We start from the raw sequence: 25,047 nt of genomic DNA on the forward strand, positions 1-25,047 counted from the left end.
TACTGATGGGACGGGGTGGGCGGCAGCATCGGGGCCATGAATGCTGCTGTTGAACTCCCGCTCGATAACCGCCGGCGTGCCCGCTTCCTGTATTGGCAGGGGTGGCGCATTACCGAGATCGCCGAGTTTCTGGGCGAGAACGATAAGACCGTTCACAGCTGGAAGAGCCGGGACGGTTGGGACCGTGCGGACAATGTAGAGCGGATCGGGGGCGCGCTGGAAGCTCGCCTGGTGCAGCTGATCCTGAAGGATGTGAAGAGCGGTGGCGATTTCAAGGAGATCGACCTGTTGCACCGCCAGCTGGAGCGGCAGGCGCGCATCCAGCGCTTCCAGGGCGGCGGTACCGAGACGGAGCTGAACCCGGAGCTGGCCAAGCGCAACGCGGGCCCGAAGCGCAAGCCACGGCGCAACGAGATCGACGAGGCGCAGGCTGAGACGCTGGTTTCGGCCTTCCTGGAGGGCTGCTTCGATTACCAGCGGGACTGGTACCGGGCGGGCGACCAGCGTACCCGGGCCATTCTGAAGTCGCGGCAGATAGGGGCGACGTATTACTTCGCGCGGGAGGCGCTGGTGGATGCGCTGCTGACCGGGCGCAACCAGATTTTCCTCTCGGCTTCGAAGAACCAGGCGCACATCTTCAAGGCGTACATCCAGGCGTTCGCGCGGGAGGTGGTGGGCGTCGAGCTGACGGGCGACCCGATCATTCTTTCCAACGGGGCGGAGTTGCATTTCCTGGGTACCAACGCGCGGACGGCGCAGGGCTTCCACGGGAATTTCTATTTCGACGAGTTCTTCTGGACCTACCAGTTCCGCGAGCTGAACAAGGTGGCCAGTGCGATGGCGATGCAGAGGCGCTATCGCCGCACCTATTTCTCGACGCCGAGTTCGATGGCCCATGAGGCGTTCAGCTTCTGGACCGGGGGGCGCTTCAACCGGGGCAAGCCGGCGAGCCAGCACTTCAAGATCGATGTTTCCCACGATGCATTGCAGCAGGGGCGGTTGTGCGAGGACCGCATCTGGCGGCAGATCGTCAACATCCTGGATGCGGAGGCGGGCGGCTGCGACCTGTTCGACCTGGAGGAGCTGCGCCTGGAGTACGACGCGGAGGCCTACGCGAACCTGCTGATGTGCGAGTTCGTGGACGATGGGGCTTCGGTCTTCCCGCTGGCGGTGCTGCAGCCGTGCATGGTGGACAGCTGGGTGGAGTGGGAGGGCGATTTCAAGCCCTTTGCGATGCGCCCCTATGCGGATTGGCAGGTGTGGGTGGGCTACGACCCGGCCGAAACGGGGGATTCCGCCGGCCTGGTGGTGGTGGCACCGCCGAAGGTGCCGGGCGGGAAGTTCCGGGTGCTGGAGCGGCACCAGTTCAGGGGCATGGACTTCGCCGCGCAGGCCGAGGCCATCCGCCGGGTCACTCAACGCTATTGGGTGACCTACATCGGCATCGATACGACGGGCATGGGCTCGGGCGTTGCCCAACTGGTGAAACAGTTCTTCCCGAACCTGACGACCTTCAGCTATTCGCCGGAGGTGAAGACGCGCCTGGTGCTGAAGGCTTACGACGTGATCTACAAGAGCCGGCTGGAGTTCGATGCCGGCTGGACGGACCTGGCGCAGTCGCTGATGGCCATCCGCAAGACGATGACGGCCAGCGGCAGGCATATGACCTACACCGCTGGGCGTACCGAATCCACGGGGCACGCCGACCTGGCTTGGGCCCTGTTCCACGCCCTGCAGAACGAGCCGCTCGAGGGGCAGACGCGGGCGAACACCGGTTTCATGGAGATCCAGCAATGAGCAGTGACGACAAGGCCATCAGCCCGCCGGGCATCGAGGCGTTCACCTTTGGCGAGCCGACGCCGGTATTGAGTGGGCGGGAGGTGTTCGATTACCTGGAGTGCTGGTTCAACGGGCGCTGGTACGAGCCGCCGCTTTCCCTGGATGGACTGTCGCGTTCGATCGGGTCGAGCGTGTATTTGCAGTCGGGCCTGACCTTCAAGCGCAACATGCTGTCGCGGGCGTTCATCCCGCACAGGCTGCTGACGCGCCAGGCCTTCGAGCAGTTCGCCCTGGATTGGTTGTGGTCGGGCAATGCGTACCTGGAGCGGCGGCGTTCGATGCTGGGCTCGGCCCGCACGCTGCAGCCGTGCCTGGCGAAGTACATGCGCCGGGGCGAGGACCTGGAGCGCTACTACCTGGTGCGCGGCTGGAAGGATGAGCACGCCTTCGAGGCGGGGACGGTGTGCCACTTGCGCGAGGCGGACATCCACCAGGAGGTGTACGGGATGCCGGAGTGGCTGGCGGCGTTGCAGTCGGCGCTGTTGAACGAGTCGGCCACGCTGTTCCGCCGCAAGTACTACAACAACGGCTCGCACGCGGGCTTCATCCTCTACATGACCGACGCGGCGCAGAAGGAGGAGGACATCGACGCGCTGCGCGAGGCCCTGCGCAACGCGAAGGGGCCGGGCAACTTCCGCAACCTGTTCGTCTACGCACCCAACGGCAAGAAGGAGGGGCTGCAGCTGATTCCGGTGAGCGAGGTGGCGGCGAAGGATGAGTTCGGCTCGATCAAGAACATCACCCGCGACGACATGCTGGCCGGCCTGCGCATACCGCCCCAACTGATGGGCATCGTGCCGGTGAACGCGGGTGGTTTCGGCTCGATCAAGGATGCGACGGAGGTGTGGGTGCAGAACGAGCTGGAGCCGTTACAGGCGCGGCTCCGGCAGGTGAACGAGTGGGTGGGGGAGGAGGTGGTGAGGTTTGAGGCCTGAATGGGTTGGCCTTCTTTACTCGTAGTGGGTCGTTGATCGCAGGCGCTCTTCCAGCAGGATGACTACGCCTGGGAAATATCTGTTGTCATGCTCGTAATGAGGCTTCCCGAGAGTTGGGAATACATAGGCCATATGGATAGGCCTGCCTCGTTTCGTCGCGATCTCGTGAACTTTGCTGAGCCAGCCTTCCAGATGGTCCCGCAATCGGGTGTTTTCATCATCCAGTAGTTTCGAGGAGATCGAAGGGACTACGAATGTAACGGCGAACCGGCGGTCATAGTGGTGGGACAGCAGGTAGTTACTGTCTTTCCAGGCCGCGTCCATACCATCGATCACGTACTGGTAGCCGCCCACTGGCTGCAGAGCCTGCTTGGCCTCGATGGCGATCTGGGTTCTTTTCGAACTGACAAGCACCAGATCCACTCGCCCTTTCCTCAGCGTGCCATGGTCGACGCCTTCGATCGCAATCTTCAGGCGTTTGACGCTGACATATTCTTCCAGGGCGCTCCAGCCCATCGTCCAGGCTGCACCGGCCAACGTGCTCAGCGTTGCCCGCTCGTTGTACCACCAAGGGTTATCGCGGGCTTGAATGCAGTAGCGCTCTACCGCTGCAATCCAGCTTTTCAGAAGCGCGCGAATCTCAGGATCGCTGCCTGCGACCTTTACTTTGGAGAGGGTTTCGCTCATTTGCCGTCCTTAGGCTTGGTGGTGCTACTTGATTTGCACCTTCGAGGATTTGGGGGAGAACTTGAAAGGCAGGACGGCAGCCTGGGTGTAGCTTTTCCCGTCGCAGATCGTTGGCTGATTGAATACCAGGCCACGTGCGATCTGAAGCGCGGTTTCGTCCAAACGAGGGTCGTCCGTGGCGACGACCCTTGCTCTCTTCACCGTTGCGTCCCTATCAATCAGGATTTCAACCCTGACGGTGCCGTCGATGCCTGGTATGTGCTTCACCTCATCGTGACGAGTCCAGCTAGACGGACGGGTGCATGTTGCGCCTTCGGGTGGAGAGGTGCTGCAACCGGCGATTGCGGAAAGGACTAATAGAACTGCTGCTTTGGGGGCTTTCACCACTGCTCCTTATGGTGTGCTTGTTCGAGGAATGAGACCGTTTATCACTGCCAGAATCATACCTGAGCACGCATCCCCTGGCGCGCAGTCGTCCCCCCGCCACGCCTGCGGGCTAAATGGAGCGATTTTTCTTCAGCGATGCATCCAGCTGCGAACTATTGGGCAACACGCTTGGGCTGTGATTTCAGCGCCGCGAAACTCCCTGCGTATCCCTGCGCTGGTTCTACGAGGGGGAGGCTGGAAATCAGGTTCGATCTTGAAGAACGGTAATTTCGGTCATTCAACCAAGCAGGGTGGCTTGAGGCCCCGAATTCAGTGGGGTTGAGCGATTACCGTGGAGCGGTCGGATGAGGTCATCTCGAAGGTAATTTTTTATAACTATATGATTTTAAAGGTTTTTATTTTTGTCCGTAGTGACGGTGTCAGGGGTCAGGCCATGACCTCGAAATTACCTTGAAATGACTATGAGGTAAATTAAATAAGCTATTGATATGTATAGATATTTTTTTGATTTCAGAGCCGTATGACCGAAATTACCGTGGAATTTTGGGTCAACCGAAAACGGCAGATTCACTGTTCTGGGGCCAGCTTCTGGACTCCATGCAACTTTCGGGCTGGGAACAAACTGGGAACAAAAACTAGAAAAACGCTCCTCTGTAAGCCACGTAGAATGCGGCCTCCGGAGGAGGTGGCCCGATTTTGATGAGTTCGAATCTCACCGCTTCCGCCATATTCCTGCGCAGCAAAGCCCCGTTATGCGGGGCTTTGGCGTTTCTGGTACATGGGGATCTCCGAGTGCTCGCTCGTCAAGCTCATCCATATAACGGTCATACCTTCTGGGTTTGGAGCCTCCTCGGTCGATGGAGAGGCGACGAACTGCCGATAACTGCGTAGGGATCGCTCGACTGCTTGTCGGCGCCACGTGGTTTGGCGAGGCCGGCAGTGCTTTAACTACAACTCATGTCTCAGTCGCTGCGCCGTGGTTGTACGCGGCTTTCGTTCCAGCCATTGGCGTGCCATACCTTTAGATCGGTCCTGTGATGCGGGCTTAGGCGCAGGCGTCTCCTTACCCGGTGCTCGATTGTCAGTCCTCATGGTCTGTGTTTTGCTGGCGCTTGCTATTTGACGGTTATGAATCAAGCTAGGTCTTGTGAACCAGTCTTGATAATGTATCTGCCTTTCCACAATCCAGCCGCCCAGGCGGTCTGCGATGCACTGTGAGGTGTCGCTTGATTAGGGTACTGGTGGTCGATGACCACGATCTGGTTCGAACGGGTATTACGCGCATGTTGGCCGACATCGACGGCCTGCAGGTGATCGGGCAGGCCGACAGCGGCGAGGAGGCCCTGAAGAAGGCGCGCGAGCTCAAGCCGGATGTCGTACTCATGGACGTGAAGATGCCCGGCATCGGCGGTCTGGAGGCCACCCGGAAGTTGTTGCGCAGCCAACCCGATCTGAAGGTCGTAGCCGTTACCGTGTGTGAAGAGGACCCGTTTCCTACACGCCTGCTTCAGGCAGGTGCTGCCGGGTACCTGACCAAGGGCGCGGCGCTGGAAGAGATGGTCCAGGCCATCCGCCAGGTCTTTGGTGGGCAGCGCTACATCAGTCCGCAGATCGCTCAGCAGTTGGCACTCAAGTCATTCCAGCCGCAGACCAGCGGTTCCCCCTTCGATCTTCTTTCGGAGCGTGAGATCCAGATCGCCCTGATGATCGCCAACTGCCAGAAGGTGCAGACCATTTCCGACAAGCTCTGCCTGTCGCCGAAGACCGTGAATACCTACCGCTACCGGATCTTCGACAAGCTTTCCATCTCCAGTGACGTCGAGCTGGCCCTGCTGGCCGTGCGGCACGGCATGGTGGACGCCGTCAGCTAAGATGTCCGACATTTTCGACGCAAGTGATTTCCTTGCCGCCTGCAGTGGGCGTCCGGGTGTTTACCGGATGTTCGACGAGGGCGGCAAGCTGCTCTATGTCGGCAAGGCAAAGAACCTCAAGAAGCGCCTCGCCAGCTACTTCCGCAAGACCGGGTTGGCGCCCAAGACTGCCGCCCTGGTTGCAAAGATCGCGCAGATCGAGACTACCGTCACCGCCAACGAGACCGAGGCGCTGCTGCTCGAGCAGACCCTGATCAAGGAGTGGCGACCGCCTTACAACATCCTCCTGCGTGATGACAAATCCTACCCCTACGTGCATCTCTCGGATGGCCCCTATCCGCGCCTGAGCATTCACCGCGGTGCGAAGAAGCAGAAGGGGCGCTATTTCGGCCCCTATCCTAGTGCGGGGGCGATCCGCGAGAGTCTTGCGTTGCTGCAGAAGGCGTTCCTGGTGCGCCAGTGCGAGGACAGCTATTTCCGTAACCGTACCCGTCCTTGTCTGCAGTACCAGATCAAGCGCTGCAAGGGCCCTTGCGTGGAGCTCGTGGAGCCTGCCGAGTACGCCGAGGACGTTCGCCACTCGGTGATGTTCCTCGAGGGACGCAGCAATGCATTGGCGGCGGAGCTGTCTGCCAGCATGGAGCAGGCTTCCATGCGCCTGGAGTTCGAGCGTGCCGCCGAACTGCGTGATCAGGTCGCGATACTGCGTCGCGTACAGGACCAGCAAAGCATCGAGGGCGGCACCGGCGATGTCGATGTGGTCGCTGCCATCGTCAACCCGGGCGGCGCCTGCGTGCACATGATCAGCGTGCGGGGCGGGCGGGTGCTCGGCAGCAAGAACTTCTTCCCTCAGGTGGCGATAGAAGAGGAGGTGGGTGACGTGCTGGCTGCCTTCGTCGCGCAGTACTACCTCGGCAATCTGGAGCGCGATCTGCCTCAGGAACTGATCGTCAACACCGCCCACGAAGACTTCCCGACGCTGATTGAGGCCATCGCCGAGTTGCGTGGACGCGAGCTGAGCATCAGCCATCGGGTGCGGACCAACCGTGCGCGCTGGCAACAATTGGCCGTCACCAATGCCGAGCTGGCCCTGGCTGCGCGCCTCGCCAATCGTCAGCACATGGCCAACAAGTTCGAGGCACTGGCCGAAGTGCTGGAGCTGGAAGAGCCACCGCAACGGCTGGAGTGCTACGACATCAGCCACTCCAGTGGCGAGGCGACAGTCGCATCCTGCGTGGTCTTCGGCCCCGAGGGCGCTCTCAAGTCGGATTACCGCCGTTACAACATCGAAGGTGTCACGGCGGGGGATGACTACGCCGCCATGCACCAGGCACTCACTCGGCGATTCAGCAAGCTCAAGGACGGGGAGGGCAAGCTGCCTGACATCCTTCTGGTGGACGGCGGCAAGGGGCAGATGGCTATGGCGCAGGAAGTGCTCCAGGAGCTGGCGGTGCCGGACCTGATTCTTCTAGGCGTGGCCAAGGGGGTGACCCGTAAGCCCGGTTTCGAAACCCTCTACCTGAACGACGCCGCCCATGAATTTACGCTGCCTGCGGATTCACCGGCGCTGCACCTCATCCAGCAGATCCGCGACGAGGCTCATCGCTTCGCCATCACCGGCCACCGTGCTCGTCGTGGCAAGGCGAGACGGACCTCGAGTCTCGAAGAGGTAGCTGGTGTCGGTCCGAAGCGCCGTCGCGACCTGCTCAAGCATTTCGGTGGGCTGCAGGAACTGGGGCGTGCCAGCGTCGAGGAGATCGCCAAGGCGCCTGGTATCAGTAAAAAGCTCGCGGAGTCGATTTATGCGGCTCTGCACAGCGAGTAGAATGCCCGCTCATTTCCGGTTCAGCTGTCACGATGAATATTCCAAATCTCCTCACCGTTCTGCGCGTTCTGCTGATTCCCGTCTTCATCCTGCTGTTCTACATGCCGTTCTCCTGGAGCTATCTGGCAGCCAGTGCGGTATTCGCCATCGCAGCGGTGACCGACTGGTTCGACGGCTACCTGGCTCGCCGCTGGGAGCAGAGCACGCCCTTCGGCGCCTTCCTCGATCCGGTCGCGGACAAGTTGATGGTCGCCGTCGCTCTGGTGCTGCTGGTAGAGGAGCACCACAACCTGTGGTTGAGCCTGCCTGCCGCAATCATCATCGGCCGCGAGATCGTCGTGTCCGCTTTGCGGGAATGGATGGCCGAGATCGGCGCCCGTGCGCATGTGGCGGTATCCAACCTCGGCAAGTGGAAGACCGCCGCGCAGATGCTGGCGTTGGTCATCCTGCTGGCCAATCCGCCGCATTTCACCTTCTGGGTGCTGGTGGGCTACGTGCTCTTGATCGTCGCTGCCGGGCTGACCCTGTGGTCCATGCTGCACTACCTGTTGGCTGCCTGGCCGCATCTCAGCACCGAGCCGAAAAAGAAATAAACTATTTTTGAATCAAGGGGTTGACGGGCGCTAATGAATCTATAGAATGGCGCCCGTCACCAAGACAAAGCGGGAATAGCTCAGTTGGTAGAGCACGACCTTGCCAAGGTCGGGGTCGCGAGTTCGAGTCTCGTTTCCCGCTCCAGATTGTCGCGATAGACGCCGCCCAAAGCGGCGTCTTCGTTTGAGGCCGGATGGCAGAGTGGTCATGCAGCGGATTGCAAATCCGTGTACGCCGGTTCGATTCCGACTCTGGCCTCCAATATAAAACCCCGCAGGTTCACGCCTGCGGGGTTTTTTCTTTGGTGCTGTCATGCATCGTTGTGTAACTTCCGGACTCGTTTCCGCAAGACGCCATCAAGTGGTTGGATTCACGACCGCGCCCTGGTGTCGGTAGTTGCGCTTGGTTATCTTCGCTGCTTCGACCAGTCGGTTGAATGTAGATAGCTGATCTGCGTGGTTTTTTTCGGTGCGCTCGGTTTTTTCGTCAGCTTGCGCGAGCGGTGGGGGGTGTATATAGTCCTGCCCTCGCGAATGGAGGGGCTTCCTTTCCAGTGCGCCGCGCTACCGCCCGAATGGCGAAATCGGTAGACGCAAGGGACTTAAAATCCCTCGGGGGAAACCCCGTGCCGGTTCGACCCCGGCTTCGGGCACCATATGAATCAAGGGCTTGCGTGCATCCTGTACGCAGGCCCTTGTTGTTTTTGGTAGGCAATTCAGCGAGTTGGGATGAGCTGGTGTTCGCAATCGGAGTGGGCACTTCCAGGGGTGTTGCGATATAAAATCCGGTGTCTCGTAAACTCCGCTGGTTCCTGTTGGTCAGATTCATCGAAACAACTCAAATAAAGGCCTTACATGTCCAAACTCGCAGAATTCAAAGCCCTCGAAGCCAAACTCGCCGAGCAACTTGCCCAGCTCGATGCCTTGAAGAACGATAAAGAACTCAAGCGTGAAATCGAATTCGAGCAGAAGTTGCGAGCGCTGCTCGGTGAATACGATTACTCCCTGCGCAATATAATCGCGATCCTCGAACCGTCGGCTTCGCGCAGCCCCGCGTCGGTCAAGGCGCGCGGCCAACGCCGTGAGCGTGCCATCAAGATTTACATCAATCCCAAGACCCAGGAGCGTGTGGAAACCAAGGGTGGCAACCATGCCGTGTTGAAAGCGTGGAAAGCCGAGCATGGCGCTGAGGTCGTGGAGTCCTGGCTGCAGTAAAGGACTTCCTCTGTTTCGCAATGAGCCCGCTTCGGCGGGCTTTTTGTCATCTGTGGCGGAAGGCTCTGGCAGCTGTTGACTGTCACGCTGTCAGTCCACGCAGAGCACCTTGAGTAACACCTCTCTTATATTTCCGCGATTGTGGAGCGAGGCCTTATCGCTGCGGTGGATAGGCCGCGCCGAAAGTGTGTATGCACTTCACAGGTTCGATTTTCAAACTCTTGTCCCCCCTTCTTTGGGTCGGTGGCCCCGAAGGTGCGGGTAACTAGCCTCCAGATGCCGATATCCAGGCGCGCGTCGATAAAGACCCGGGATGAGAGGAGTCAAGGAAATGATCAGATATGCCCTAGTTGTCCTGCTGCTGTTCGCTGGCCAGATCGCCCAGGCCGCGACCATCAATGCCAACCTGCAGTTCTACTTCTTCGGGACGCTGGCCCTGAAGCCGAGTGGTCTGGGCACCACCATCACCTGCAATGTGGAGCTCACCGGTATCGCCAACCCGTCGATTGCGACGATCGTGAACGCCAAGTTCACCGGATTGGGCCTGTGCCCGGCCCTGAGCGCCGCCGGGCTGCCCTGGTCCTGGACGCCCACCAGCGTGACGAGTGCCTACTTGGCGGGAGTGAAGCTCTCGCTGGCAGGTACTGCTTGCAGTACATCCCCAGTCACCCTCAACGGTGCCTGGAGCAATTCGAGCACCGCCTTCACCGCATCGCCCTATCAGCCGCTGGGAGGCTGCATCGTGCAGTCGCTGTTCCTGTCTCCGACGCCGTCCTTCACCATCAGCCCGTGACATCCTTGCCCGGCGGCGCGAGTCTCCAGCGCGCCCCGGGCTGGTCAGGCGCTGAGTTTCTTGGGGTGTGGCACGCCCGCCTGGATGCGCTCGTAGACTTCCTTGCGATGCACCGCGACATTCCTCGGCGCGATGATGCCGAACTTCACCTGGTGTCCGTGGATGCTGATCACTTCCACAGTGATGCCGCCTTCAATGACGAAGCGTTCGCCGACCGAATTGATGAGGAGCTGCATGTCGGGTCTCCCTGCAGGGTTGTCGTGAGGCGTTGTGGCAGCACTCCCCGGGACGTTGCCATGGCTCCGTGACTGGCGTGGATTGCAGCTGCCTGATCACCTGACCCATCGCCCGGTTTCGAAGTTCCCGCTATCTCCATGCATGGCCATGCCGTTGCGCTTTCCCGACCAAGGATGGGGGCGGCTCCGCTTGTCCGATTCCCTGTGTGCTGCGTGAACCGCTTCGCCGGGGCGGTGCCAAAGTTGAAATTTTTCTTGCAGTGGCCCGTCTCGCCCGTGCCTCGCGGCACTTTTCAGCTAGCCTCAGTGCTGCCTGAAGGAGTCAGGTTCAAGAGGTCGATGAATGGAATCCAAGGAACAGCAACTGGTTCGCCTGCTCAGTCTCACCACCCGCAGCCTTACCCACCTCACTGCCGCGATGACCGAGATGTCGTTCGAGATGATGCGCAGCGACGACCAGGCCATCAAACAGGCCGGGCAGCGCATGATCGACCACCTGGCGGCCATCGGTGCCGGTCTCGACCAGCATTGGGAAACCCTCGGCACCTACGCTGGCGAGCCCGTGGTCCACGAGGCCACGGAAACCCTGGTCGAGGTCGAACTCAACTTGCCCGCCGACGAGCGCTGAGCGCCATCACGGCGCGGTCATCCCGCTGTCACCGTTCTGCCACCGGAGTCCGCTGCAATCCCCGTATCCATACGGGGAGGGTGAGCCATGCAACTGTGCGTCGTCGGGGCGGGTTATGTCGGGCTGGTGGCGGCGGCCTGCTTTGCCGAAATGGGCAACCGGGTCGTCTGTGTGGAGCGTGATCCCTGGCGCCTCGCGCGCCTGCAGCGTGGCGAACCGACCATCTACGAGCCCGGCCTGGAAGCCATGCTGAAGATGCACCTCGCCAGCGGCCAGTTGAGCTTCAGTGCGCAGTTGGAGGAGGGGATCGACCGGGCGGAGATCATCTTCATCGCCGTCGGCACCCCCAGCGGCGAGGACGGTTCCGCCGACCTTTCCCACGTGCTGGCGGTGGCCGACCAGCTGGGTGCCGCGCTGCGCCGCCCTTGCCTGGTGGTGAACAAATCCACGGTGCCGGTGGGCACGGCGGAGCGGGTGGCCGATCGCATCCAGATGGCGCTCGCGCGGCGCGAGCTGGCGTTCACCGTTCCGGTGGCGAGCAACCCCGAGTTCCTCAAGGAAGGCTCGGCGATCGACGACTTCATGCGCCCGGACCGCATCATCATCGGCTGTGACGACCCGGCCTCGGGCGAGCTGTTGCGGCGCCTCTATGCGCCGTTCTCGCGCAACCACGACCGGGTGCTGGTCATGGCCACCCGCGCCGCCGAGTTCAGCAAGTACGCCGCCAATGCCTTCCTCGCCACGCGCATCTCCTTCATGAACGAGATGGCCGGTCTCTGCGCGCGCCTGGGCGTCGATGTGGAGGAGGTGCGCCGTGGCATCGGCAGCGACCGGCGCATCGGCACCCACTTCATCTATGCCGGTTGCGGTTATGGCGGCTCGTGCTTCCCCAAGGATGTGCGCGCGCTGATCCGCAGTGCCGAGCAGGAGGGCATCGAGCCCGGCATCCTGCGGGCGGTCGAGGCGCGCAACGCGCTGCAGAAGACCCTGCTGTTCCAGTCCGTGCGCGAGCACTTCAACGGCTTCGTGCGGGGCCGCACCGTTGCGATATGGGGGCTTGCCTTCAAGCCTGGCACCGATGACCTGCGCGAAGCGCCGAGCCTGGTCCTGCTCGATGCGCTGCTGGCTGCCGGCGCCCGCGTCCGTGCCTGCGATCCGGTGGCCGCGCCAGCCGTGGCGGCGCGCTACCCGGAGCAGCTCGCCAGTGGCCAGCTACACTTGGGCGACTCGCCGTACCAGGCCGTGGAAAATGCAGACGCCCTGGTGCTGGTGACCGAATGGAAGCAGTTTCGCCAGCCGAACTTCGAGCGGATTCGCGGTCTGATGAAAATGCCGGTCATCTTCGATGGCAGGAATCTCTATGACCCGGCGCAACTGGCCGATCTGGGGTTTCTTTATCGCGGCATCGGACGCCCAGCAGCTGGGCATTGTAAGGCGACTGCGGCCTGATTAGACTGCGCGGCAGTTCGCCCAACACCCCACCTTTTCAAGGTTAAACATGATCAAGAAATGCCTGTTCCCGGCCGCTGGTTACGGTACCCGTTTTCTGCCCGCCACCAAGGCCATGCCCAAGGAAATGCTGCCGGTGGTGAACAAGCCACTGATCCAGTACGGCGTTGAAGAGGCCCTGGATGCGGGTCTCAGCGAGATCTCCATCGTCACCGGCCGCGGCAAGCGCGCCCTGGAAGACCACTTCGACATCAGCTACGAGCTGGAGCACCAGATCAAGGGCACCGACAAGGAGAAATACCTGGTCGGCATCCGTCGCCTGATCGACCAGTGCAGCTTCTCCTACACCCGCCAGGTGGAAATGAAAGGCCTCGGCCACGCCATCCTCAGCGGCCGCCCGCTGATCGGCGACGAACCTTTCGCCGTGGTCCTGGCGGACGACCTCTGCCTCAACCTCGACGGCGACGGCGTGCTGACCCAGATGGTCAAGCTGTACAACCAGTTCCGCTGCTCCATCGTCGCCATCCAGGAAGTGCCGCCGGAGGAAACCTCCAAGTACGGCGTGATCGCCGGCGAGATGATCCGTGACGACATCTACCGCGTGAACAGCATGGTCGAGAAGCCCAAGCCGGAAGACGCCCCGTCCAACCTGGCGATCATCGGCCGCTACATCCTGACCCCGGACATCTTCAAGCTGATCGAAGAGACCGAGCCGGGCAAGGGTGGCGAGATCCAGATCACCGACGCCCTGATGAAGCAGGCCCAGGACGGTTGCGTACTGGCGTACAAGTTCAAGGGCAAGCGTTTCGACTGCGGTGGCGCCGAAGGCTATATCGACGCGACCAACTACTGCTTCGAAAACCTCTACAAGACCGGCAAGGCCTACTGATCAGGCCGCGCTCGTCGCACCCACAAGGCCGCCTCCGGGCGGCCTTGTCGTTTCCGGCATCCACGCGTAGCCCGGGCTTCAGCGGGAGGCGATGTCATCGCGGCTCAGGGAATCACCATCTCCTCCGAGCCCGGTCCCAGCGGCTGACCGTAGCTGAACTCCACGTAGTTGCCCGCCGGGTCCCGCAGCCCGCAGTAGTAGCCCACCGGGTAGGGCTCGTCCCGGGGCGCCCAGACCAGGCAGCCCTCGGTTTCGGCGCGGGCGGCGATGGCGTCCACCGCCTCGCGGCTGTCCAGGGCGAAGCCGAAGTGGCTGTAGTCGTCCGGCGCCAGGTCGCGCGGGCGGCCGCCCGGCATGATCACGAAGATGAAGCGGTGCTCCTGCCCAGGCTCGGCCATCCAGACGATCCTCGAGCCCTTGCCGGCGCGCTCGTGGATCACCCGCATGCCACAGAACTGTTCATAGAAGCGGATGCACGGCTCCAGGTCGGGAACGTGCAGGGCGAGATGGGTGAGGGCAGGGCGCATGACGATTCCTCCTTCGCTGGGTCAAGCATAGGCCTGGCAACTGGTCAGCGGCGTGCGTTCAGGTATGCTGGCCGCCTGTTTCTGGAGACCCTGCCATGGCCTACGATTTCGACCTCTTCGTCATAGGAGCCGGTTCCGCCGGCGTTCGTGCCTCGCGCTTCGCCGCCGGTTTCGGTGCCCGCGTCGCGGTAGCGGAAAGCCGCTACCTGGGCGGCACCTGCGTCAACGTCGGCTGCGTGCCGAAGAAGATGCTGGTCTATGGCGCCCACTTCTCCGAAGACTTCGAGCAGGCCGAAGGCTATGGCTGGAACCTGGGCGAGGCGGGCTTCGACTGGGCCACCCTGATCGCCAACAAGAACCGCGAGATCCAGCGCCTCAACGGCATCTACCGCAACCTCTTGGTCAACAGCGGCGTCACCCTGCTGGAGGGCCACGCGCGCCTGGTGGACGCCCACACCGTGCAGGTGGGCGAACAGCGCTTCAGCGCCGAGCACATCCTCGTCGCCACCGGCGGCTGGCCGCAGATCCCGGAACTCCCCGGCCGCGAACACGCCATCAGCTCCAACGAAGCCTTCTTCCTCGAAGAACTGCCCCGGCGCGTGCTGGTGGTCGGCGGCGGCTACATCGCCGTCGAGTTCGCCTCCATCTTCCACGGCCTGGGCGCCAAGACCACGCTGCTCTACCGCCAGGAGCTGTTCCTGCGCGGCTTCGATGGCGCCGTGCGTACCCACCTGCGTGACGAGCTGACCCGCAAGGGCCTCGACCTGCAGTTCAACGCCGACATCGCACGCATCGACAAGCAAGCCGACGGCAGCCTGCTGGCCACCCTCAAGGACGGCCGCACCCTGGAAGCCGACTGCGTGTTCTACGCCACCGGTCGGCGCCCGATGCTGGATGGCCTGGGCCTGGAGAACACCGGCGTCGAGCTGGATGAGCGCGGCTTCATCAAGGTGGACGACGAGTACCGCACCGCCGAGCCCTCGATCCTCGCCCTGGGCGACGTCATCGGCCGCGTGCAGCTCACCCCGGTCGCGCTGGCCGAAGGCATGGCCGTCGCCCGTCGCCTGTTCAAGCCTGCCGAGTACCGCCCGGTGGACTACGACCACATCCCCACCGCCGTCTTCAGCCTGCCCAACATCGGCACCGTCGGCCTCAGCGAGGAAGATGCCCGTGCGCGCGGCCACAAGGTCAAGGTCTTCGAGAGCCGCTTCCGCCCCATGAAGCTGACCCTCACCGAGAACCAGGAGCGCACCCTGGTGAAGCTGGTGGTCGACGCGGAGAGCGATCGCGTGCTTGGCTGCCACATGGTCGGCCCCGAGGCGGGCGAGATCATCCAGGGCCTCGCCGTGGCCCTCAAGGCCGGCGCCACCAAACGCATCTTCGACGAGACCATCGGCGTGCACCCGACGGCCGCCGAGGAGTTCGTGACCCTGCGCACCCCGGTCGGGAACTGACGGGGCGATGGAGCGGCTCTTCTACCTGGCGGACCTGTTCGGCGTCGCCGTCTTCGCCATCACCGGCGCGCTCATGGCCGGGCGCAAGTCCATGGACCTGTTCGGCGTGCTGGTGATCGCCATCATCACCGCGCTGGGTGGCGGCACGCTGCGCGATGTCATCCTCGGCAACCACCCGGTGAGCTGGATACGCGACGACACCTACATCCTCGTCGCCTCCCTGGCGGCCGTGGGCACGGTGCTCTGGGTCCGCCTGACCCGCCCCATCAACGAAACCGGCCTGCTGGTGGCGGACGCCTTCGGCCTGGCGGTGTTCACCGTCTACGGCACCGAAGTGGCCCTGCAGCACCAGGTGCCGCTGAGCACCGCGGTGATCATGGGTGTGATCACCGGCGTCGCCGGCGGCGTGATGCGCGACGTGATCTGCAACGAGATCCCGCTGATCTTCCAGAAAGAGATCTACGCCATCGCCTGCGTGGCCGGCTCCCTGGTGTTCATCGGCCTGCTGCATTTGGGCCTGCCGCGCTGGTTCGACACCGGCGTGGCCATGCTGGTGGTGCTCGGCACGCGCCTGGCGGCGATCCGCTGGGGGCTGTCGTTGCCACGCTTCCACCTGCTGGACCGGGACTGAGCCCGCCCGGGCTCGCTACCGCGCCTGCTCCGTGGCGGGCCGTTCGGCCCGTACTTCGATCGTCACCTCGCCACCCCGCGCGAAGCGCAGCGTCAGCGGAAAGCGCTCGCCATCCTCCAGGGCACCCTTCAGGCCCACCAGCGTCAGGTGGCTGCCCATAGGCGCCAGCTTCAGCACGCCGCCGGGCGGCACGCCGAAGGACACCAGCGTCATCACCCGCCGTGCCTCGCCGATGCGCACCGTAGTCTGCAGGTCCACCCGCCAGGCGCGAGGCGTACTGGCACCCACCAGGCGATCGCCCTGGGCGCCCGTGTCGGTGATGTCCAGGACGACCACGGCAGCGGTGGCATCCCAGTCGGAGGGCTGCGCCCGCGCATCACCGAGCGACAGCTCGGCGGCCTGGGCGGCGGCCCCGGCCAGCAGCATCAGCACGGCCAGGGCGTGGCGTTTCCAGGGCAGCGAAGTGGGCAGGAGGAGAGGGCGCATGGAGAGGTCCGGAAGGCGGTGGATCGCTGCGTACGATACCACCGCTGGGGGCGCCCTCAGTCCGCCGCCGGCAGGGCGACTTCCGAGAGCGGCACCGGCATCACCACCGGGGTGCCTTGGGGCAGCGCGGCGCGGGTGCGGGCGACCATGCCCTGTTCATCCAGCAGGCGGATGGTCTGCGGCCGCTCGGGGTCGTTGCCGAAGAAATCCTCCCAGTGGCCGAGCACCACGAGGCGCGGTCGGCTGACCTTGAGCAGCGCGTCGGGGTAGTGCTGCACCTGGTTCCACGAGCCGACGCAGAGAATCTCCACGTCGATGCCCTTGCCGTCGGCGAGGATCGGCGGGAAGCCGTAGGGCGGCGTGCTGGCCGAGTCCTGGTAATGGATGCGGTACACCGGCTTGCCGGTCTCATCCAGCAGGTCGACCAGCCAGGCCAGGGTCTGGCCTTCCTTCCAGTTCCATACGGCTGTCGGCAGCTCCGTCAGGTCCTGGTCGTAGCTGCCGCGCAGGAAGGTCATCCCGGCGAAGTGCGGGGCGTGCATGCTCTGGATCGGCATGGCGCGGAAACGTCGGTCCCTGGAGTAGAACCACGTCCCCGGCTGCGCCGTCGTGCCGGGCTCGCCGGCTTCCTTGATGTTGGCCATGGCCGGCTCGGCATTGACGATGCGTGCCGCCGGCAGCGCTGCCCGCAGGATGTGCCCGGCGGTGGCCGAGCCATAGGCGATGGCATTGGGCGCCTGCTTCTGCATCACCCGTGGCACGTCGAGCAGGTGGTCGTAATGGGCGTGGCCGATCAGCAGCATGCTGACGTCATCGGCAGGCGGCATGCGCGCATCGATGGCCGCTTCGTCGGCCTTCACCCGCAGGGGCGGCAGGCCGAGGAAGGCGGGATTGCTGAAGGAGGGGGCGAACAGCAAACCTTCGCCACGCCAGTGCAGCAGGTAACCGCCGACACCCAGGTATTGCAGCTTCGGCGGGGGCGCATCGCGCTCGAACGTAAGCGGCAGGTTCACCGGGTCGCGGGCGCACCCGGCCAGGCTGAGCAGGAGCAAAAAGGCGTATCGGCGCACGTGGGTCCCTCCGGTTGGCATGGTCCGAGTGCACGAGTATGGCGTGCCGCCGCTGCGCTTTCACCCGTCGTTCGGGCGGTTGCCCGGGCGCGCGATTGGCGATTGGCGAATGCCCGGAAAACCGCGACACTGCACGCTGTTTTTGCGCCTCGCTTCATCCAGGGAGAGATCGAAATGCCCAGATTGCCGCTTCTTTTCGCCTTGCTGGCCTGCGCGGGTATCGCCCAGGCGGAAATCAAGACCCAGGAAATCCCCTACAAGGCCGCCGACGGCACTGCGCTGGTGGGCTACTACGCCTACGACGATGCCATCGAAGGCAAGCGTCCCGGCATCGTCGTGGTGCACGAATGGTGGGGGCTGAACGACTACGCCAAGCGCCGCGCGCGCGACCTTGCCGAGCTGGGCTACAGCGCCCTGGCCATCGACATGTACGGCGAAGGCAAGAACACCGAGCACCCCGCCGATGCGCTGGCCTTCATGCAGGCCGCGCTGAAGGATGGCCCCGCCGCCAAGGCGCGCTTCCTCGCCGGGCTCGACCTGCTGAAGAAGCAACCGCAGACCGACGCCACCAAGCTCGCCGCCATCGGCTACTGCTTCGGCGGCAAGGTGGTGCTGGACGCCGCCCGCCAGGGCGTTCCGCTCGCCGGCGTGGTCAGCTTCCACGGCGCCCTGGCCACCGCCACCCCGGCCACCAAGGGCAGCGTCAAGGCCAAGGTGCTGGTCGAGCATGGCGGCCAGGACAGCATGGTCACCAAGGCCGACGTCGCCGCCTTCAAGGAGGAGATGGACAAGGCCGAGGTCGACTACCGCTTCGTGCTCCAGGCCAAGGCCAAGCACGGCTTCACCAACCCGGATGCGGATCGCCTCAGCCACGCCGGCCACGGCAGCGAGAAAGGCCCGGACATCGGCTACAGCCAGGTTGCCGATGAGAATTCCTGGGCCGACATGCAGGGCTTCTTCAAGGACCTCTTCCCCCGCTGACCCCGTTTCCGCGCCGCCCTCAGCGTGACGGGCGGCGCAGGCGCGGCGCATGCCCCTGGCTGTCGTTGCGCTGCCCGGTACGGGCCTGGTCGCGACGCGCTTCCTCCACCAGCACCTGGTGATCGGCGATTTCCGCCGGCGTCTGTTGCGGGTCGTTCAGGTTGTTGCGCTTGCGCTGTGTCATCGACGTGTCCTCGTCATGCCTGGCACGCCCCCCGTGAGTCGGTCGCGGGGGTCCTGTGCATGCCGGTGGAGTACAAGGAGCGGGCCCCGGTTCAACCTATGCTTGAGCGCGGGGCCGATGTGACGCACCTTCGGCCCGGGTGCCTGTCAAAAGCAGAGCCCACACGTCGATATCGCTTAATGTTGTTCTAATAACAAAATAGCGCTTATGAAATGGCGTGATTCCATGATTCTGAGTTATCTTGATGCGATTAAAACAAGATATCGCCTGGAGCCGCTGATATGCATCCCCGCATTATCGAAGTAACCGAACGCCTCATCGCCCGCAGCCGACCCACCCGCGAGCGCTACCTGGCGATGATCCGCGAGGCCGCCGGCAAGGGGCCGCAGCGCGGCAAGCTGCAATGCGCCAACTTCGCCCACGGCGTCGCCGGCTGTGGCGGCGAGGACAAGCAGCGCCTGCGCCTGATGGACGCCGCCAACGTCGCCATCGTGACCGCCTACAACGACATGCTCTCCGCCCACCAGCCCTACGAACACTACCCCGAACGCATCCGCCAGGCGCTGCGTGAAGTCGGCTCCGTCGGCCAGGTCGCCGGTGGCGTACCCGCCATGTGCGACGGTGTCACCCAGGGCGAGCCCGGCATGGAGCTGGGCATCGCCAGCCGCGAGGTGATCGCCATGTCCACGGCCGTGGCGCTGTCGCACAACATGTTCGACGCGGCGGTATTCCTCGGCGTCTGCGACAAGATCGTCCCCGGCCTGATGATGGGCGCGCTGCGCTTCGGCCACCTGCCCACCCTGTTCATCCCCGCCGGGCCCATGCCCTCGGGGCTGTCGAACAAGGAGAAGGCCGACGTCCGCCAGCGCTACGCCGAAGGCAAGGCGACCCGCGACGAGCTGCTGGAATCCGAGATGGCGGCCTACCACGCCCCCGGCACCTGCACCTTCTACGGCACGGCCAACACCAACCAGATGCTGATGGAGATGATGGGCCTGCACCTGCCGGGTGCCTCCTTCGTCAACCCCGGTACGCCGCTGCGCGATGCCCTCACCGAGGAGGCCGCGCGCCAGGTCACCCGGCTCACCCGGCAGGCCGGCGCCTTCACGCCCATCGGAGAGCTGATCGACGAGCGTGTGCTGGTCAACTCCATCGTCGCCCTGCATGCCACCGGTGGCTCCACCAACCACACCCTGCACATGCCGGCCATCGCCCAGGCCGCTGGCATCCAGCTCACCTGGCAGGACATGGCCGACCTCTCCGAGGTGGTGCCGACCCTGGCCCACGTCTATCCGAACGGCAAGGCCGACATCAATCACTTCCACGCGGCGGGCGGCGTGGCCTTCCTGGTGCGCGAGCTGCTCGATGCCGGGCTGATGCACGAGGACGTCAACACCGTCGCCGGTCGCGGCCTGCGCCGCTACACCCGGGAACCCTTCCTCGAGGACGGCCGCATCGCCTGGCGCGACGGCCCGGCGAAGAGCCTGGACGAGAGCATCCTGCGTCCCGTCTCCAACCCCTTCTCGCCGGAAGGCGGGCTGCGGGTGATGGAGGGCAACCTCGGGCGCGGCGTGATGAAGGTCTCCGCCGTGGCGGCCGAGCACCAGGTGGTGGAAGCCCCAGCGCGGGTGTTCCATGACCAGCAGGCCCTCGCCGACGCCTTCGCCGCCGGCGAGCTGGAGCGCGACATGGTGGCGGTGATGCGCTTCCAGGGTCCGCGCTGCAACGGCATGCCCGAGCTGCACAAGATGACCCCCTTCCTCGGTGTGCTGCAGGACCGCGGCTTCAAGGTGGCGCTGGTCACCGACGGGCGCATGTCCGGCGCCTCCGGCAAGATCCCGGCGGCCATCCACGTCTGCCCCGAGGCCTACGACGGAGGTCCACTGGCGCGCGTGCGCGACGGTGACATCATCCGCGTCGATGGCCAGGCCGGGACCCTGCGGGTGCTGGTGGACGCCGACGCGTTCGCCGCCCGCGAACCGGCGCCGATCCAGCACAACGCCGAGGTCGGTTGTGGCCGCGAGATGTTTGCCTTCATGCGGGCCGCGTTCAGCACGGCGGAGCAGGGGGCGAGCGCCTTTACATCCAGCCTGGAGAACCTGAAGTGAAGCTGGCGCTGGTCGGCGACATCGGAGGCACCAACGCGCGTTTCGCCCTGTGGCGCGATGAGCGGCTGGAAGCGGTCAAGGTCCTGGCGACGGCGGATTTCGCCACCCCGGAGCTGGCCATCCAGCATTACCTGGCGGGCCTCGGCCTGGCACCGGGCGCCATCGCCGCCGTCTGCCTGGCCTGTGCCGGGCCGGTGGGCGGCGAGGATTTCCGCTTCACCAACAACCACTGGCGCCTCAACCGCCGCACCTTCTGCGAAGCGCTGGGCGTCGAGCGGCTGCTGCTGATCAACGACTTCTCCGCCATGGCCCTGGGCATGACCCGCCTGCACCCCGGTGAGCGCATGACCATCTGCGAAGGCGAGGCCGAAACGGATCGCCCGGCGGTGGTCATCGGCGCCGGCACCGGCCTTGGCGTCGGCACCCTGCTGCCCCTTGGCGAGGGGCGCTGGGCCGCATTGCCGGGGGAGGGCGGGCATGTCGACCTGCCCATCGGCAGCGTCCGCGAAGCCGAGCTGTGGCGCTACCTGCACGAGCGCCAGGGCCACGTCAGCGCCGAGAACATCCTCAGCGGCGGCGGCCTCCTGCAGCTGTACCGCGCCAGTTGCGCCCTCGACGGCGTCGAGCCGCACCTGGACAGCCCGGCCGCCATCACCTCGGCGGCACTGGCCGGCGACAGCGAGGCGAAGGCGGTGCTGGAGCAGTTCTGCGTCTGGCTCGGCCGCGTCGCCGGCAACAACGTGCTGACCCTCGGGGCCCGTGGCGGGGTCTATGTGGTCGGTGGCGTGGTGCCGCGTTTCGCCGAGTTCTTCAAGGCCAGCGGCTTCGCCCGCGCCTTTGCCAGCAAGGGCTGCATGAGCGATTACTTCAGTGGTGTGCCGGTCTGGCTGGTCACCGCCCAATACCCGGGCCTGGAAGGCGCGGGCGTGGCGCTCCAGCAGGCCTTGCAGGCCTGAGGCGCAAACACGGGAAGCAGACGCGTTGCACGTTCCCGGCACGGCGCCTGATGTAGGGTGGGCCACGCTTCACCGGTCCACCGATGGCGCTCGCCGGGTGCGCGACCCCGAACGGACATGACCCATAACAACAAGGGAAGGCCCACGTGAGCCAAGCCGGTAAAACCATCCTCCTGGTCGATGACGACGAGGAAATCCGCGACCTGCTGCACACCTACCTGAGCCGCGCCGGCTTCCAGGTGCGCACCGTGGGCGACGGCGCTGCCTTCCGCCAGGCGATGGGCGAAGTGGCCGCCGACCTGGTGATCCTCGACGTGATGCTGCCCGACGAAGACGGCTTCAGCCTGTGCCGCTGGGTGCGCGAGCACCAACGCCTGGCCCATGTGCCGATCATCATGCTCACCGCCAGCTCCGACGAGGCCGACAGGGTGATCGGCCTGGAACTGGGCGCCGACGACTACCTCGGCAAGCCCTTCAGCCCCCGCGAGCTGCAGGCGCGCATCAAGGCGCTGCTGCGCCGTGTCGGCTTCGCCCAGGAGCGCGGTGCCGGCGAGGCCCAGGTGCTGGCCTTCGACGAGTGGCGCCTGGACATGGTCAGCCACCGCCTGTTCCACATCGATGGCGAGGAGGTGATCCTCTCCGGCGCCGACTTCGCCCTGCTCAAGCTGTTCCTCGACCACCCGCAGCAGATCCTCGATCGCGACACCATCGCCAACGCCACCCGTGGTCGCGAGGTGATGCCCCTGGAGCGCATCGTCGACATGGCCGTGAGTCGCCTGCGCCAGCGCCTGCGCGACACCGGCAAGGCGCCGCGGCTGATCCGCACCGTGCGCGGCTCGGGCTACCTGCTGGCGGCCCAGGTCTCGCCCCATGCCTGAGCGCCGCTGGAACCCGATGCCGCGTTCGCTGCTCGGGCGCATGCTGTTCCTCACGCTGCTGGTGGTGCTCCTGGCCCAGGCGCTGTCCAGCGTCATCTGGGTCTCGCAACTGCGTGCCAGCCAGATGGAGGGCCTGCTCACCAGTGCGCGCAGCCTGGCCCACTCCATGGCCGCCAGCGTCGCCTACTTCCGCTCGCTGCCGCTGGGCTACCGGCCACTGGTGCTGGACCAGCTGCGCAGCATGGGCGGCACGCGCTTCTTCGTCTCGCTCAACGACAAGCCGCTGAACATGCAGGTGCTCCCCGCCACCCCGCGCAAGGCGGCCGTGCTGGACGTGGTGGACGCCGTCCTGCGTGAGCGCCTGGGCAAGCAGGTGGACCTCTCCGTGCAGTTCGTCAGCCCGGACGACCTGCGCATCTTCAATGGCGAGCTCAAGCTCGACGAACTGCCGCGCTCCTGGGCCCACTACGCGCTGAGCCTGGAGCCGCTGAACCCGCCGGTGCTGGTGACCCAGATCCAGATCGCCCCCAATGAGTGGCTGTACCTCGCCTCGCTGATGCCGGCGCCCTACGTCAGCCTCGAGGACCAGGGCCTGCCGGCGCAGCAGCTGTGGTTCATCATCCTCACCAGCAGCTTCCTGCTGCTGTTCATCGGCCTGCTGGTGCATTGGCAGAGCCGGCCGCTCAAGCGCCTGGCCGCCGCCGCACGGGACATGTCCCTGGGCGCCGACGTGGAGCCGCTGGCGGAGGCGGGGGGCAGCGAGGTGGTGGAGGTGAGCCGTGCCTTCAACAGCATGCGCGAGCGCATCAGCCGCTACCTCAACGAGCGCAGCCAGCTGTTCAGCGCCATCTCCCACGACCTGCGCACCCCCATCACCCGGCTGCGCCTGCGCGTCGAGCTGCTGGAGGACGAAGCGCTGCAAGCCAAGTTCGGCCGCGACCTCGACGACCTGGAGCTGCTGGTCAAGGGCGCCCTGCAATGCGTGAAGGACACCGACATCCACGAGAACATCGAGCCGGTGGACCTCAACCACCTGCTGCACTGCCTGGTGGACCCCTACCTGGGCAACGGCCGCGTCACCCTCGAAGGCACCGCGCGCCGGCCCTTCCCGGGCAAGCCCCTGGCGTTGCGGCGCTGCATCGGCAACCTGGTGGACAACGCCCTGAAGTACGGCCAGCGTGCCCACCTGCACATCGAGGACGGCCGCGACGCCTTCGTGCTGCACGTGGATGACGAAGGCCCCGGCGTACCCGAGCAGCGCCTGGAGCAGGTCTTCGAGCCGCACTTCCGCCTCTCCGGCCAGCAGCAGGGCTACGGCCTGGGCCTGGGCATCGCGCGCAACATCGCCCACAGCCATGGCGGCGAGGTCAGCCTGCGCAACCTGCGCGAGGGCGGCCTGCGGGTGACCCTGGAGCTGCCCCGCGTCGCCGACTGAGCCCCGCTCGCACCCGCGCCCATCAGGGCCAGGGCTCCAGTCCCAGCAGCCGGCGCCCGTGCTGGCTGAGTTCGGCGCGGGCGAAGTGGCGGCGCTCGTACTCCCTCGGGTCGCCAGGGAAAGGGTCGCCCAGCGGGTGGGTCTGCGCAGCCCAGGTGTGGATGCGCGCCTGGCGCAGCGGTTGATTGTCGAAGTCCGCCGGGAACATCGAGATGTACTGCGCCAGGCGCACGCGGTCCTCCGAGCGGTTGGGGCGCACGCCGTGGGCCAGCAGGCTGTTGAAGATCAACAGGTCGCCTTTCTCCAGGCTGACGTTCTCGATGCGGTGCTCGCCGATATCCGGCTTGAACGGGTTGGCGCCTTCGGGCTGGCGTGCCCACCACTGCTCGATCTCCGCGAAGATCCCGGGCACGCACTGGAAGCCGCCGACCTCGTCGTCCTGCGCCGCCAGCGACAGCACGCCCTGGGCCGCGATGGGCAAGGGCCGCTGGGACACGTCGACGTCGAAGTGGATGAAGCCGTCCTTCCTGCCCGCCGCGCGAGCCGCCTTGTTCGGCGGGTTGAGGTTGGCGCGGTCGATGGCCACCCACAGGTCCTCGCGGTCCCAGATGTCGACGAAGGCGTCGTAGATGCGCCGGTTCTGACGGGTGTCCCATAGGCTCTGGTGGTTGTAGACCTCGACCATGCCGGTGTTGTTGAGCTCGGTCATGCGGTGCTCGCGCAACTGCGGGCGGTACCAGGTGGCCGGGTCGTGCGGGTCCATCTCCTGGAAGCGCCAGAGCATCTCCACCACCGCATCGGCCTCGGCGGCACTGACCGCGTTGCGCACGATCACATAGCCCTTGCGGGTCCAGTGCTGCCAGTCGGCCTCGCTCAGCACCCGCAGCGGGCGGCGCTTGTCGATGGCCTGCAGCGGCGTGGCGGAGCTGCCCGCACCAGGGTGGTTGCCGTGCCCGTCGGTGTAGAGGGTCGCCATGTCGGTCTCCTGCG

General features: G+C 64.8%; 25 protein-coding genes and 3 tRNA genes. 20 read left to right on the forward strand and 8 right to left on the reverse strand.

Annotated elements, in window-relative coordinates:
• Positions 1–36: 36 nt before the first annotated feature.
• Together DMX10_RS04060 and DMX10_RS04065 are read left to right on the forward strand one after the other, a co-directional pair.
• Entirely contained in the window at positions 37–1,797 is a 1,761-nt protein-coding gene (locus DMX10_RS04060) for a terminase ATPase subunit family protein (RefSeq protein ID WP_111260002.1), read from the forward strand.
• Positions 1,794–2,774, forward strand: a complete 981-nt coding sequence (locus DMX10_RS04065) for a phage portal protein (protein ID WP_111259908.1) — start codon at positions 1,794–1,796, stop codon at positions 2,772–2,774. Before DMX10_RS04060 ends, DMX10_RS04065 begins: the two co-directional genes overlap by 4 nt.
• A 15-nt stretch (positions 2,775–2,789) precedes the next feature.
• Here DMX10_RS04065 and DMX10_RS04070 read toward each other — a convergent pair whose 3' ends face one another.
• Together DMX10_RS04070 and DMX10_RS04075 are read right to left on the reverse strand one after the other, a co-directional pair.
• Positions 2,790–3,461 (reverse strand): hypothetical protein, encoded by a 672-nt coding sequence (locus DMX10_RS04070; protein WP_111259909.1) that lies wholly within the window; start codon positions 3,459–3,461, stop codon positions 2,790–2,792.
• Positions 3,462–3,485: 24 nt separating this feature from the next.
• Positions 3,486–3,845, reverse strand: coding sequence for an energy transducer TonB (locus tag DMX10_RS04075; protein WP_158545567.1), 360 nt, complete (start codon positions 3,843–3,845; stop codon positions 3,486–3,488).
• 1,229 nt (positions 3,846–5,074) lie between these two features.
• On the opposite strand from DMX10_RS04075, the gene uvrY reads away from it, so the two are divergent.
• The 8 genes from uvrY (at position 5,075) to DMX10_RS04115 (ending at position 10,145) form a co-directional block, all read left to right on the forward strand.
• Entirely contained in the window at positions 5,075–5,719 is a 645-nt protein-coding gene (gene uvrY, locus DMX10_RS04080; protein ID WP_111259911.1) for a UvrY/SirA/GacA family response regulator transcription factor, read from the forward strand.
• Position 5,720: 1 nt separating this feature from the next.
• Entirely contained in the window at positions 5,721–7,544 is a 1,824-nt protein-coding gene (uvrC, locus tag DMX10_RS04085) for an excinuclease ABC subunit UvrC (protein ID WP_111259912.1), read from the forward strand.
• Between the two features lie 32 nt (positions 7,545–7,576).
• Positions 7,577–8,137 carry a CDP-diacylglycerol--glycerol-3-phosphate 3-phosphatidyltransferase gene (gene pgsA / locus DMX10_RS04090; protein ID WP_111259913.1) on the forward strand — a complete coding sequence of 187 codons (561 nt, stop codon included), beginning with the start codon at positions 7,577–7,579 and terminating at the stop codon, positions 8,135–8,137.
• A gap of 69 nt (positions 8,138–8,206) precedes the next feature.
• Positions 8,207–8,282, forward strand: a tRNA-Gly gene (locus tag DMX10_RS04095).
• 43 nt (positions 8,283–8,325) lie between these two features.
• A tRNA-Cys gene (locus DMX10_RS04100) sits at positions 8,326–8,399 on the forward strand.
• A 307-nt stretch (positions 8,400–8,706) separates the two neighbouring features.
• A tRNA-Leu gene (locus DMX10_RS04105) sits at positions 8,707–8,793 on the forward strand.
• A gap of 199 nt (positions 8,794–8,992) precedes the next feature.
• A complete protein-coding gene (locus tag DMX10_RS04110; RefSeq protein ID WP_111259914.1) occupies positions 8,993–9,352 on the forward strand; it encodes a histone-like nucleoid-structuring protein, MvaT/MvaU family in 360 nt (119 codons plus the stop codon).
• 331 nt (positions 9,353–9,683) lie between these two features.
• The gene (locus tag DMX10_RS04115; RefSeq protein WP_111259915.1) at positions 9,684–10,145 is read left to right on the forward strand and encodes a hypothetical protein; all 462 of its coding nucleotides are present in this window, start codon (positions 9,684–9,686) and stop codon (positions 10,143–10,145) included.
• A gap of 44 nt (positions 10,146–10,189) precedes the next feature.
• Here DMX10_RS04115 and DMX10_RS04120 read toward each other — a convergent pair whose 3' ends face one another.
• The gene (locus DMX10_RS04120) at positions 10,190–10,381 is read right to left on the reverse strand and encodes a carbon storage regulator (protein WP_111259916.1); all 192 of its coding nucleotides are present in this window, start codon (positions 10,379–10,381) and stop codon (positions 10,190–10,192) included.
• A 343-nt stretch (positions 10,382–10,724) separates the two neighbouring features.
• Here DMX10_RS04120 and DMX10_RS04125 point away from each other — a divergent pair, with 343 nt between their 5' ends.
• From DMX10_RS04125 to galU, 3 genes are all read left to right on the forward strand, one after another.
• A complete protein-coding gene (locus tag DMX10_RS04125; RefSeq protein WP_111259917.1) occupies positions 10,725–11,009 on the forward strand; it encodes a hypothetical protein in 285 nt (94 codons plus the stop codon).
• 87 nt (positions 11,010–11,096) lie between these two features.
• Positions 11,097–12,458 carry a UDP-glucose/GDP-mannose dehydrogenase family protein gene (locus DMX10_RS04130; protein WP_111259918.1) on the forward strand — a complete coding sequence of 454 codons (1,362 nt, stop codon included), beginning with the start codon at positions 11,097–11,099 and terminating at the stop codon, positions 12,456–12,458.
• A gap of 49 nt (positions 12,459–12,507) precedes the next feature.
• On the forward strand, positions 12,508–13,347 hold the full coding sequence (galU, locus tag DMX10_RS04135) for a UTP--glucose-1-phosphate uridylyltransferase GalU (RefSeq protein WP_074972625.1): 840 nt from the start codon (positions 12,508–12,510) through the stop codon (positions 13,345–13,347).
• Positions 13,348–13,451: 104 nt separating this feature from the next.
• Here the strand turns inward: galU and DMX10_RS04140 are convergent, their stop codons facing one another.
• Positions 13,452–13,874: a VOC family protein gene (locus tag DMX10_RS04140; protein WP_111259919.1), complete on the reverse strand. Its 423-nt coding sequence runs from the start codon at positions 13,872–13,874 to the stop codon at positions 13,452–13,454.
• A gap of 95 nt (positions 13,875–13,969) precedes the next feature.
• On the opposite strand from DMX10_RS04140, the gene gorA reads away from it, so the two are divergent.
• On the forward strand, positions 13,970–15,328 hold the full coding sequence (gorA, locus tag DMX10_RS04145) for a glutathione-disulfide reductase (RefSeq protein ID WP_111259920.1): 1,359 nt from the start codon (positions 13,970–13,972) through the stop codon (positions 15,326–15,328).
• 7 nt (positions 15,329–15,335) lie between these two features.
• Positions 15,336–15,959 (forward strand): trimeric intracellular cation channel family protein, encoded by a 624-nt coding sequence (locus DMX10_RS04150; RefSeq protein ID WP_111259921.1) that lies wholly within the window; start codon positions 15,336–15,338, stop codon positions 15,957–15,959.
• A gap of 15 nt (positions 15,960–15,974) precedes the next feature.
• Here DMX10_RS04150 and DMX10_RS04155 read toward each other — a convergent pair whose 3' ends face one another.
• Both DMX10_RS04155 and DMX10_RS04160 read right to left on the reverse strand, forming a co-directional pair.
• Entirely contained in the window at positions 15,975–16,445 is a 471-nt protein-coding gene (locus DMX10_RS04155; protein WP_111259922.1) for a copper chaperone PCu(A)C, read from the reverse strand.
• A 56-nt stretch (positions 16,446–16,501) separates the two neighbouring features.
• A complete protein-coding gene (locus DMX10_RS04160; RefSeq protein ID WP_236205244.1) occupies positions 16,502–17,515 on the reverse strand; it encodes a hypothetical protein in 1,014 nt (337 codons plus the stop codon).
• Between the two features lie 174 nt (positions 17,516–17,689).
• On the opposite strand from DMX10_RS04160, the gene DMX10_RS04165 reads away from it, so the two are divergent.
• A complete protein-coding gene (locus DMX10_RS04165; protein ID WP_111259923.1) occupies positions 17,690–18,496 on the forward strand; it encodes a dienelactone hydrolase family protein in 807 nt (268 codons plus the stop codon).
• A gap of 19 nt (positions 18,497–18,515) precedes the next feature.
• Here the strand turns inward: DMX10_RS04165 and DMX10_RS32740 are convergent, their stop codons facing one another.
• Positions 18,516–18,680 carry a hypothetical protein gene (locus DMX10_RS32740; protein ID WP_158545568.1) on the reverse strand — a complete coding sequence of 55 codons (165 nt, stop codon included), beginning with the start codon at positions 18,678–18,680 and terminating at the stop codon, positions 18,516–18,518.
• Positions 18,681–18,961: 281 nt separating this feature from the next.
• Here DMX10_RS32740 and edd point away from each other — a divergent pair, with 281 nt between their 5' ends.
• From edd to DMX10_RS04185, 4 genes are all read left to right on the forward strand, one after another.
• A complete protein-coding gene (gene edd / locus DMX10_RS04170) occupies positions 18,962–20,788 on the forward strand; it encodes a phosphogluconate dehydratase (protein WP_111259924.1) in 1,827 nt (608 codons plus the stop codon).
• Positions 20,785–21,744: a glucokinase gene (locus DMX10_RS04175; protein WP_111259925.1), complete on the forward strand. Its 960-nt coding sequence runs from the start codon at positions 20,785–20,787 to the stop codon at positions 21,742–21,744. The genes edd and DMX10_RS04175 overlap by 4 nt, the downstream gene beginning before the upstream one ends.
• A 146-nt stretch (positions 21,745–21,890) precedes the next feature.
• Positions 21,891–22,622: a response regulator gene (locus DMX10_RS04180; protein ID WP_111259926.1), complete on the forward strand. Its 732-nt coding sequence runs from the start codon at positions 21,891–21,893 to the stop codon at positions 22,620–22,622.
• A 16-nt stretch (positions 22,623–22,638) separates the two neighbouring features.
• Positions 22,639–24,057, forward strand: coding sequence for an ATP-binding protein (locus DMX10_RS04185; RefSeq protein ID WP_111259927.1), 1,419 nt, complete (start codon positions 22,639–22,641; stop codon positions 24,055–24,057).
• 22 nt (positions 24,058–24,079) lie between these two features.
• Here the strand turns inward: DMX10_RS04185 and DMX10_RS04190 are convergent, their stop codons facing one another.
• The gene (locus DMX10_RS04190) at positions 24,080–25,033 is read right to left on the reverse strand and encodes a phytanoyl-CoA dioxygenase family protein (RefSeq protein ID WP_111259928.1); all 954 of its coding nucleotides are present in this window, start codon (positions 25,031–25,033) and stop codon (positions 24,080–24,082) included.
• Positions 25,034–25,047 lie beyond the last annotated feature (14 nt).

Origin of the sequence: Pseudomonas sp. 57B-090624 (genome assembly GCF_003234055.1) — a bacterium.
Lineage (GTDB): Bacteria > Pseudomonadota > Gammaproteobacteria > Pseudomonadales > Pseudomonadaceae > Metapseudomonas > Metapseudomonas tohonis.

Coding starts and splice junctions, on each gene's coding strand:
- DMX10_RS32740 (WP_158545568.1), bottom strand. CDS start 18,680: ATGACACAGCGCAAGCGCAACAACCTGAACGACCCGCAACAGACGCCG.
- DMX10_RS04150 (WP_111259921.1), top strand. CDS start 15,336: ATGGAGCGGCTCTTCTACCTGGCGGACCTGTTCGGCGTCGCCGTCTTC.
- gorA (WP_111259920.1), top strand. CDS start 13,970: ATGGCCTACGATTTCGACCTCTTCGTCATAGGAGCCGGTTCCGCCGGC.
- DMX10_RS04155 (WP_111259922.1), bottom strand. CDS start 16,445: ATGCGCCCTCTCCTCCTGCCCACTTCGCTGCCCTGGAAACGCCACGCC.
- DMX10_RS04065 (WP_111259908.1), top strand. CDS start 1,794: ATGAGCAGTGACGACAAGGCCATCAGCCCGCCGGGCATCGAGGCGTTC.
- DMX10_RS04115 (WP_111259915.1), top strand. CDS start 9,684: ATGATCAGATATGCCCTAGTTGTCCTGCTGCTGTTCGCTGGCCAGATC.
- DMX10_RS04110 (WP_111259914.1), top strand. CDS start 8,993: ATGTCCAAACTCGCAGAATTCAAAGCCCTCGAAGCCAAACTCGCCGAG.
- DMX10_RS04060 (WP_111260002.1), top strand. CDS start 37: ATGAATGCTGCTGTTGAACTCCCGCTCGATAACCGCCGGCGTGCCCGC.
- DMX10_RS04125 (WP_111259917.1), top strand. CDS start 10,725: ATGGAATCCAAGGAACAGCAACTGGTTCGCCTGCTCAGTCTCACCACC.
- edd (WP_111259924.1), top strand. CDS start 18,962: ATGCATCCCCGCATTATCGAAGTAACCGAACGCCTCATCGCCCGCAGC.
- DMX10_RS04190 (WP_111259928.1), bottom strand. CDS start 25,033: ATGGCGACCCTCTACACCGACGGGCACGGCAACCACCCTGGTGCGGGC.
- DMX10_RS04140 (WP_111259919.1), bottom strand. CDS start 13,874: ATGCGCCCTGCCCTCACCCATCTCGCCCTGCACGTTCCCGACCTGGAG.
- DMX10_RS04120 (WP_111259916.1), bottom strand. CDS start 10,381: ATGCAGCTCCTCATCAATTCGGTCGGCGAACGCTTCGTCATTGAAGGC.
- DMX10_RS04185 (WP_111259927.1), top strand. CDS start 22,639: ATGCCGCGTTCGCTGCTCGGGCGCATGCTGTTCCTCACGCTGCTGGTG.
- DMX10_RS04165 (WP_111259923.1), top strand. CDS start 17,690: ATGCCCAGATTGCCGCTTCTTTTCGCCTTGCTGGCCTGCGCGGGTATC.
- galU (WP_074972625.1), top strand. CDS start 12,508: ATGATCAAGAAATGCCTGTTCCCGGCCGCTGGTTACGGTACCCGTTTT.
- pgsA (WP_111259913.1), top strand. CDS start 7,577: ATGAATATTCCAAATCTCCTCACCGTTCTGCGCGTTCTGCTGATTCCC.
- uvrC (WP_111259912.1), top strand. CDS start 5,721: ATGTCCGACATTTTCGACGCAAGTGATTTCCTTGCCGCCTGCAGTGGG.
- DMX10_RS04070 (WP_111259909.1), bottom strand. CDS start 3,461: ATGAGCGAAACCCTCTCCAAAGTAAAGGTCGCAGGCAGCGATCCTGAG.
- DMX10_RS04130 (WP_111259918.1), top strand. CDS start 11,097: ATGCAACTGTGCGTCGTCGGGGCGGGTTATGTCGGGCTGGTGGCGGCG.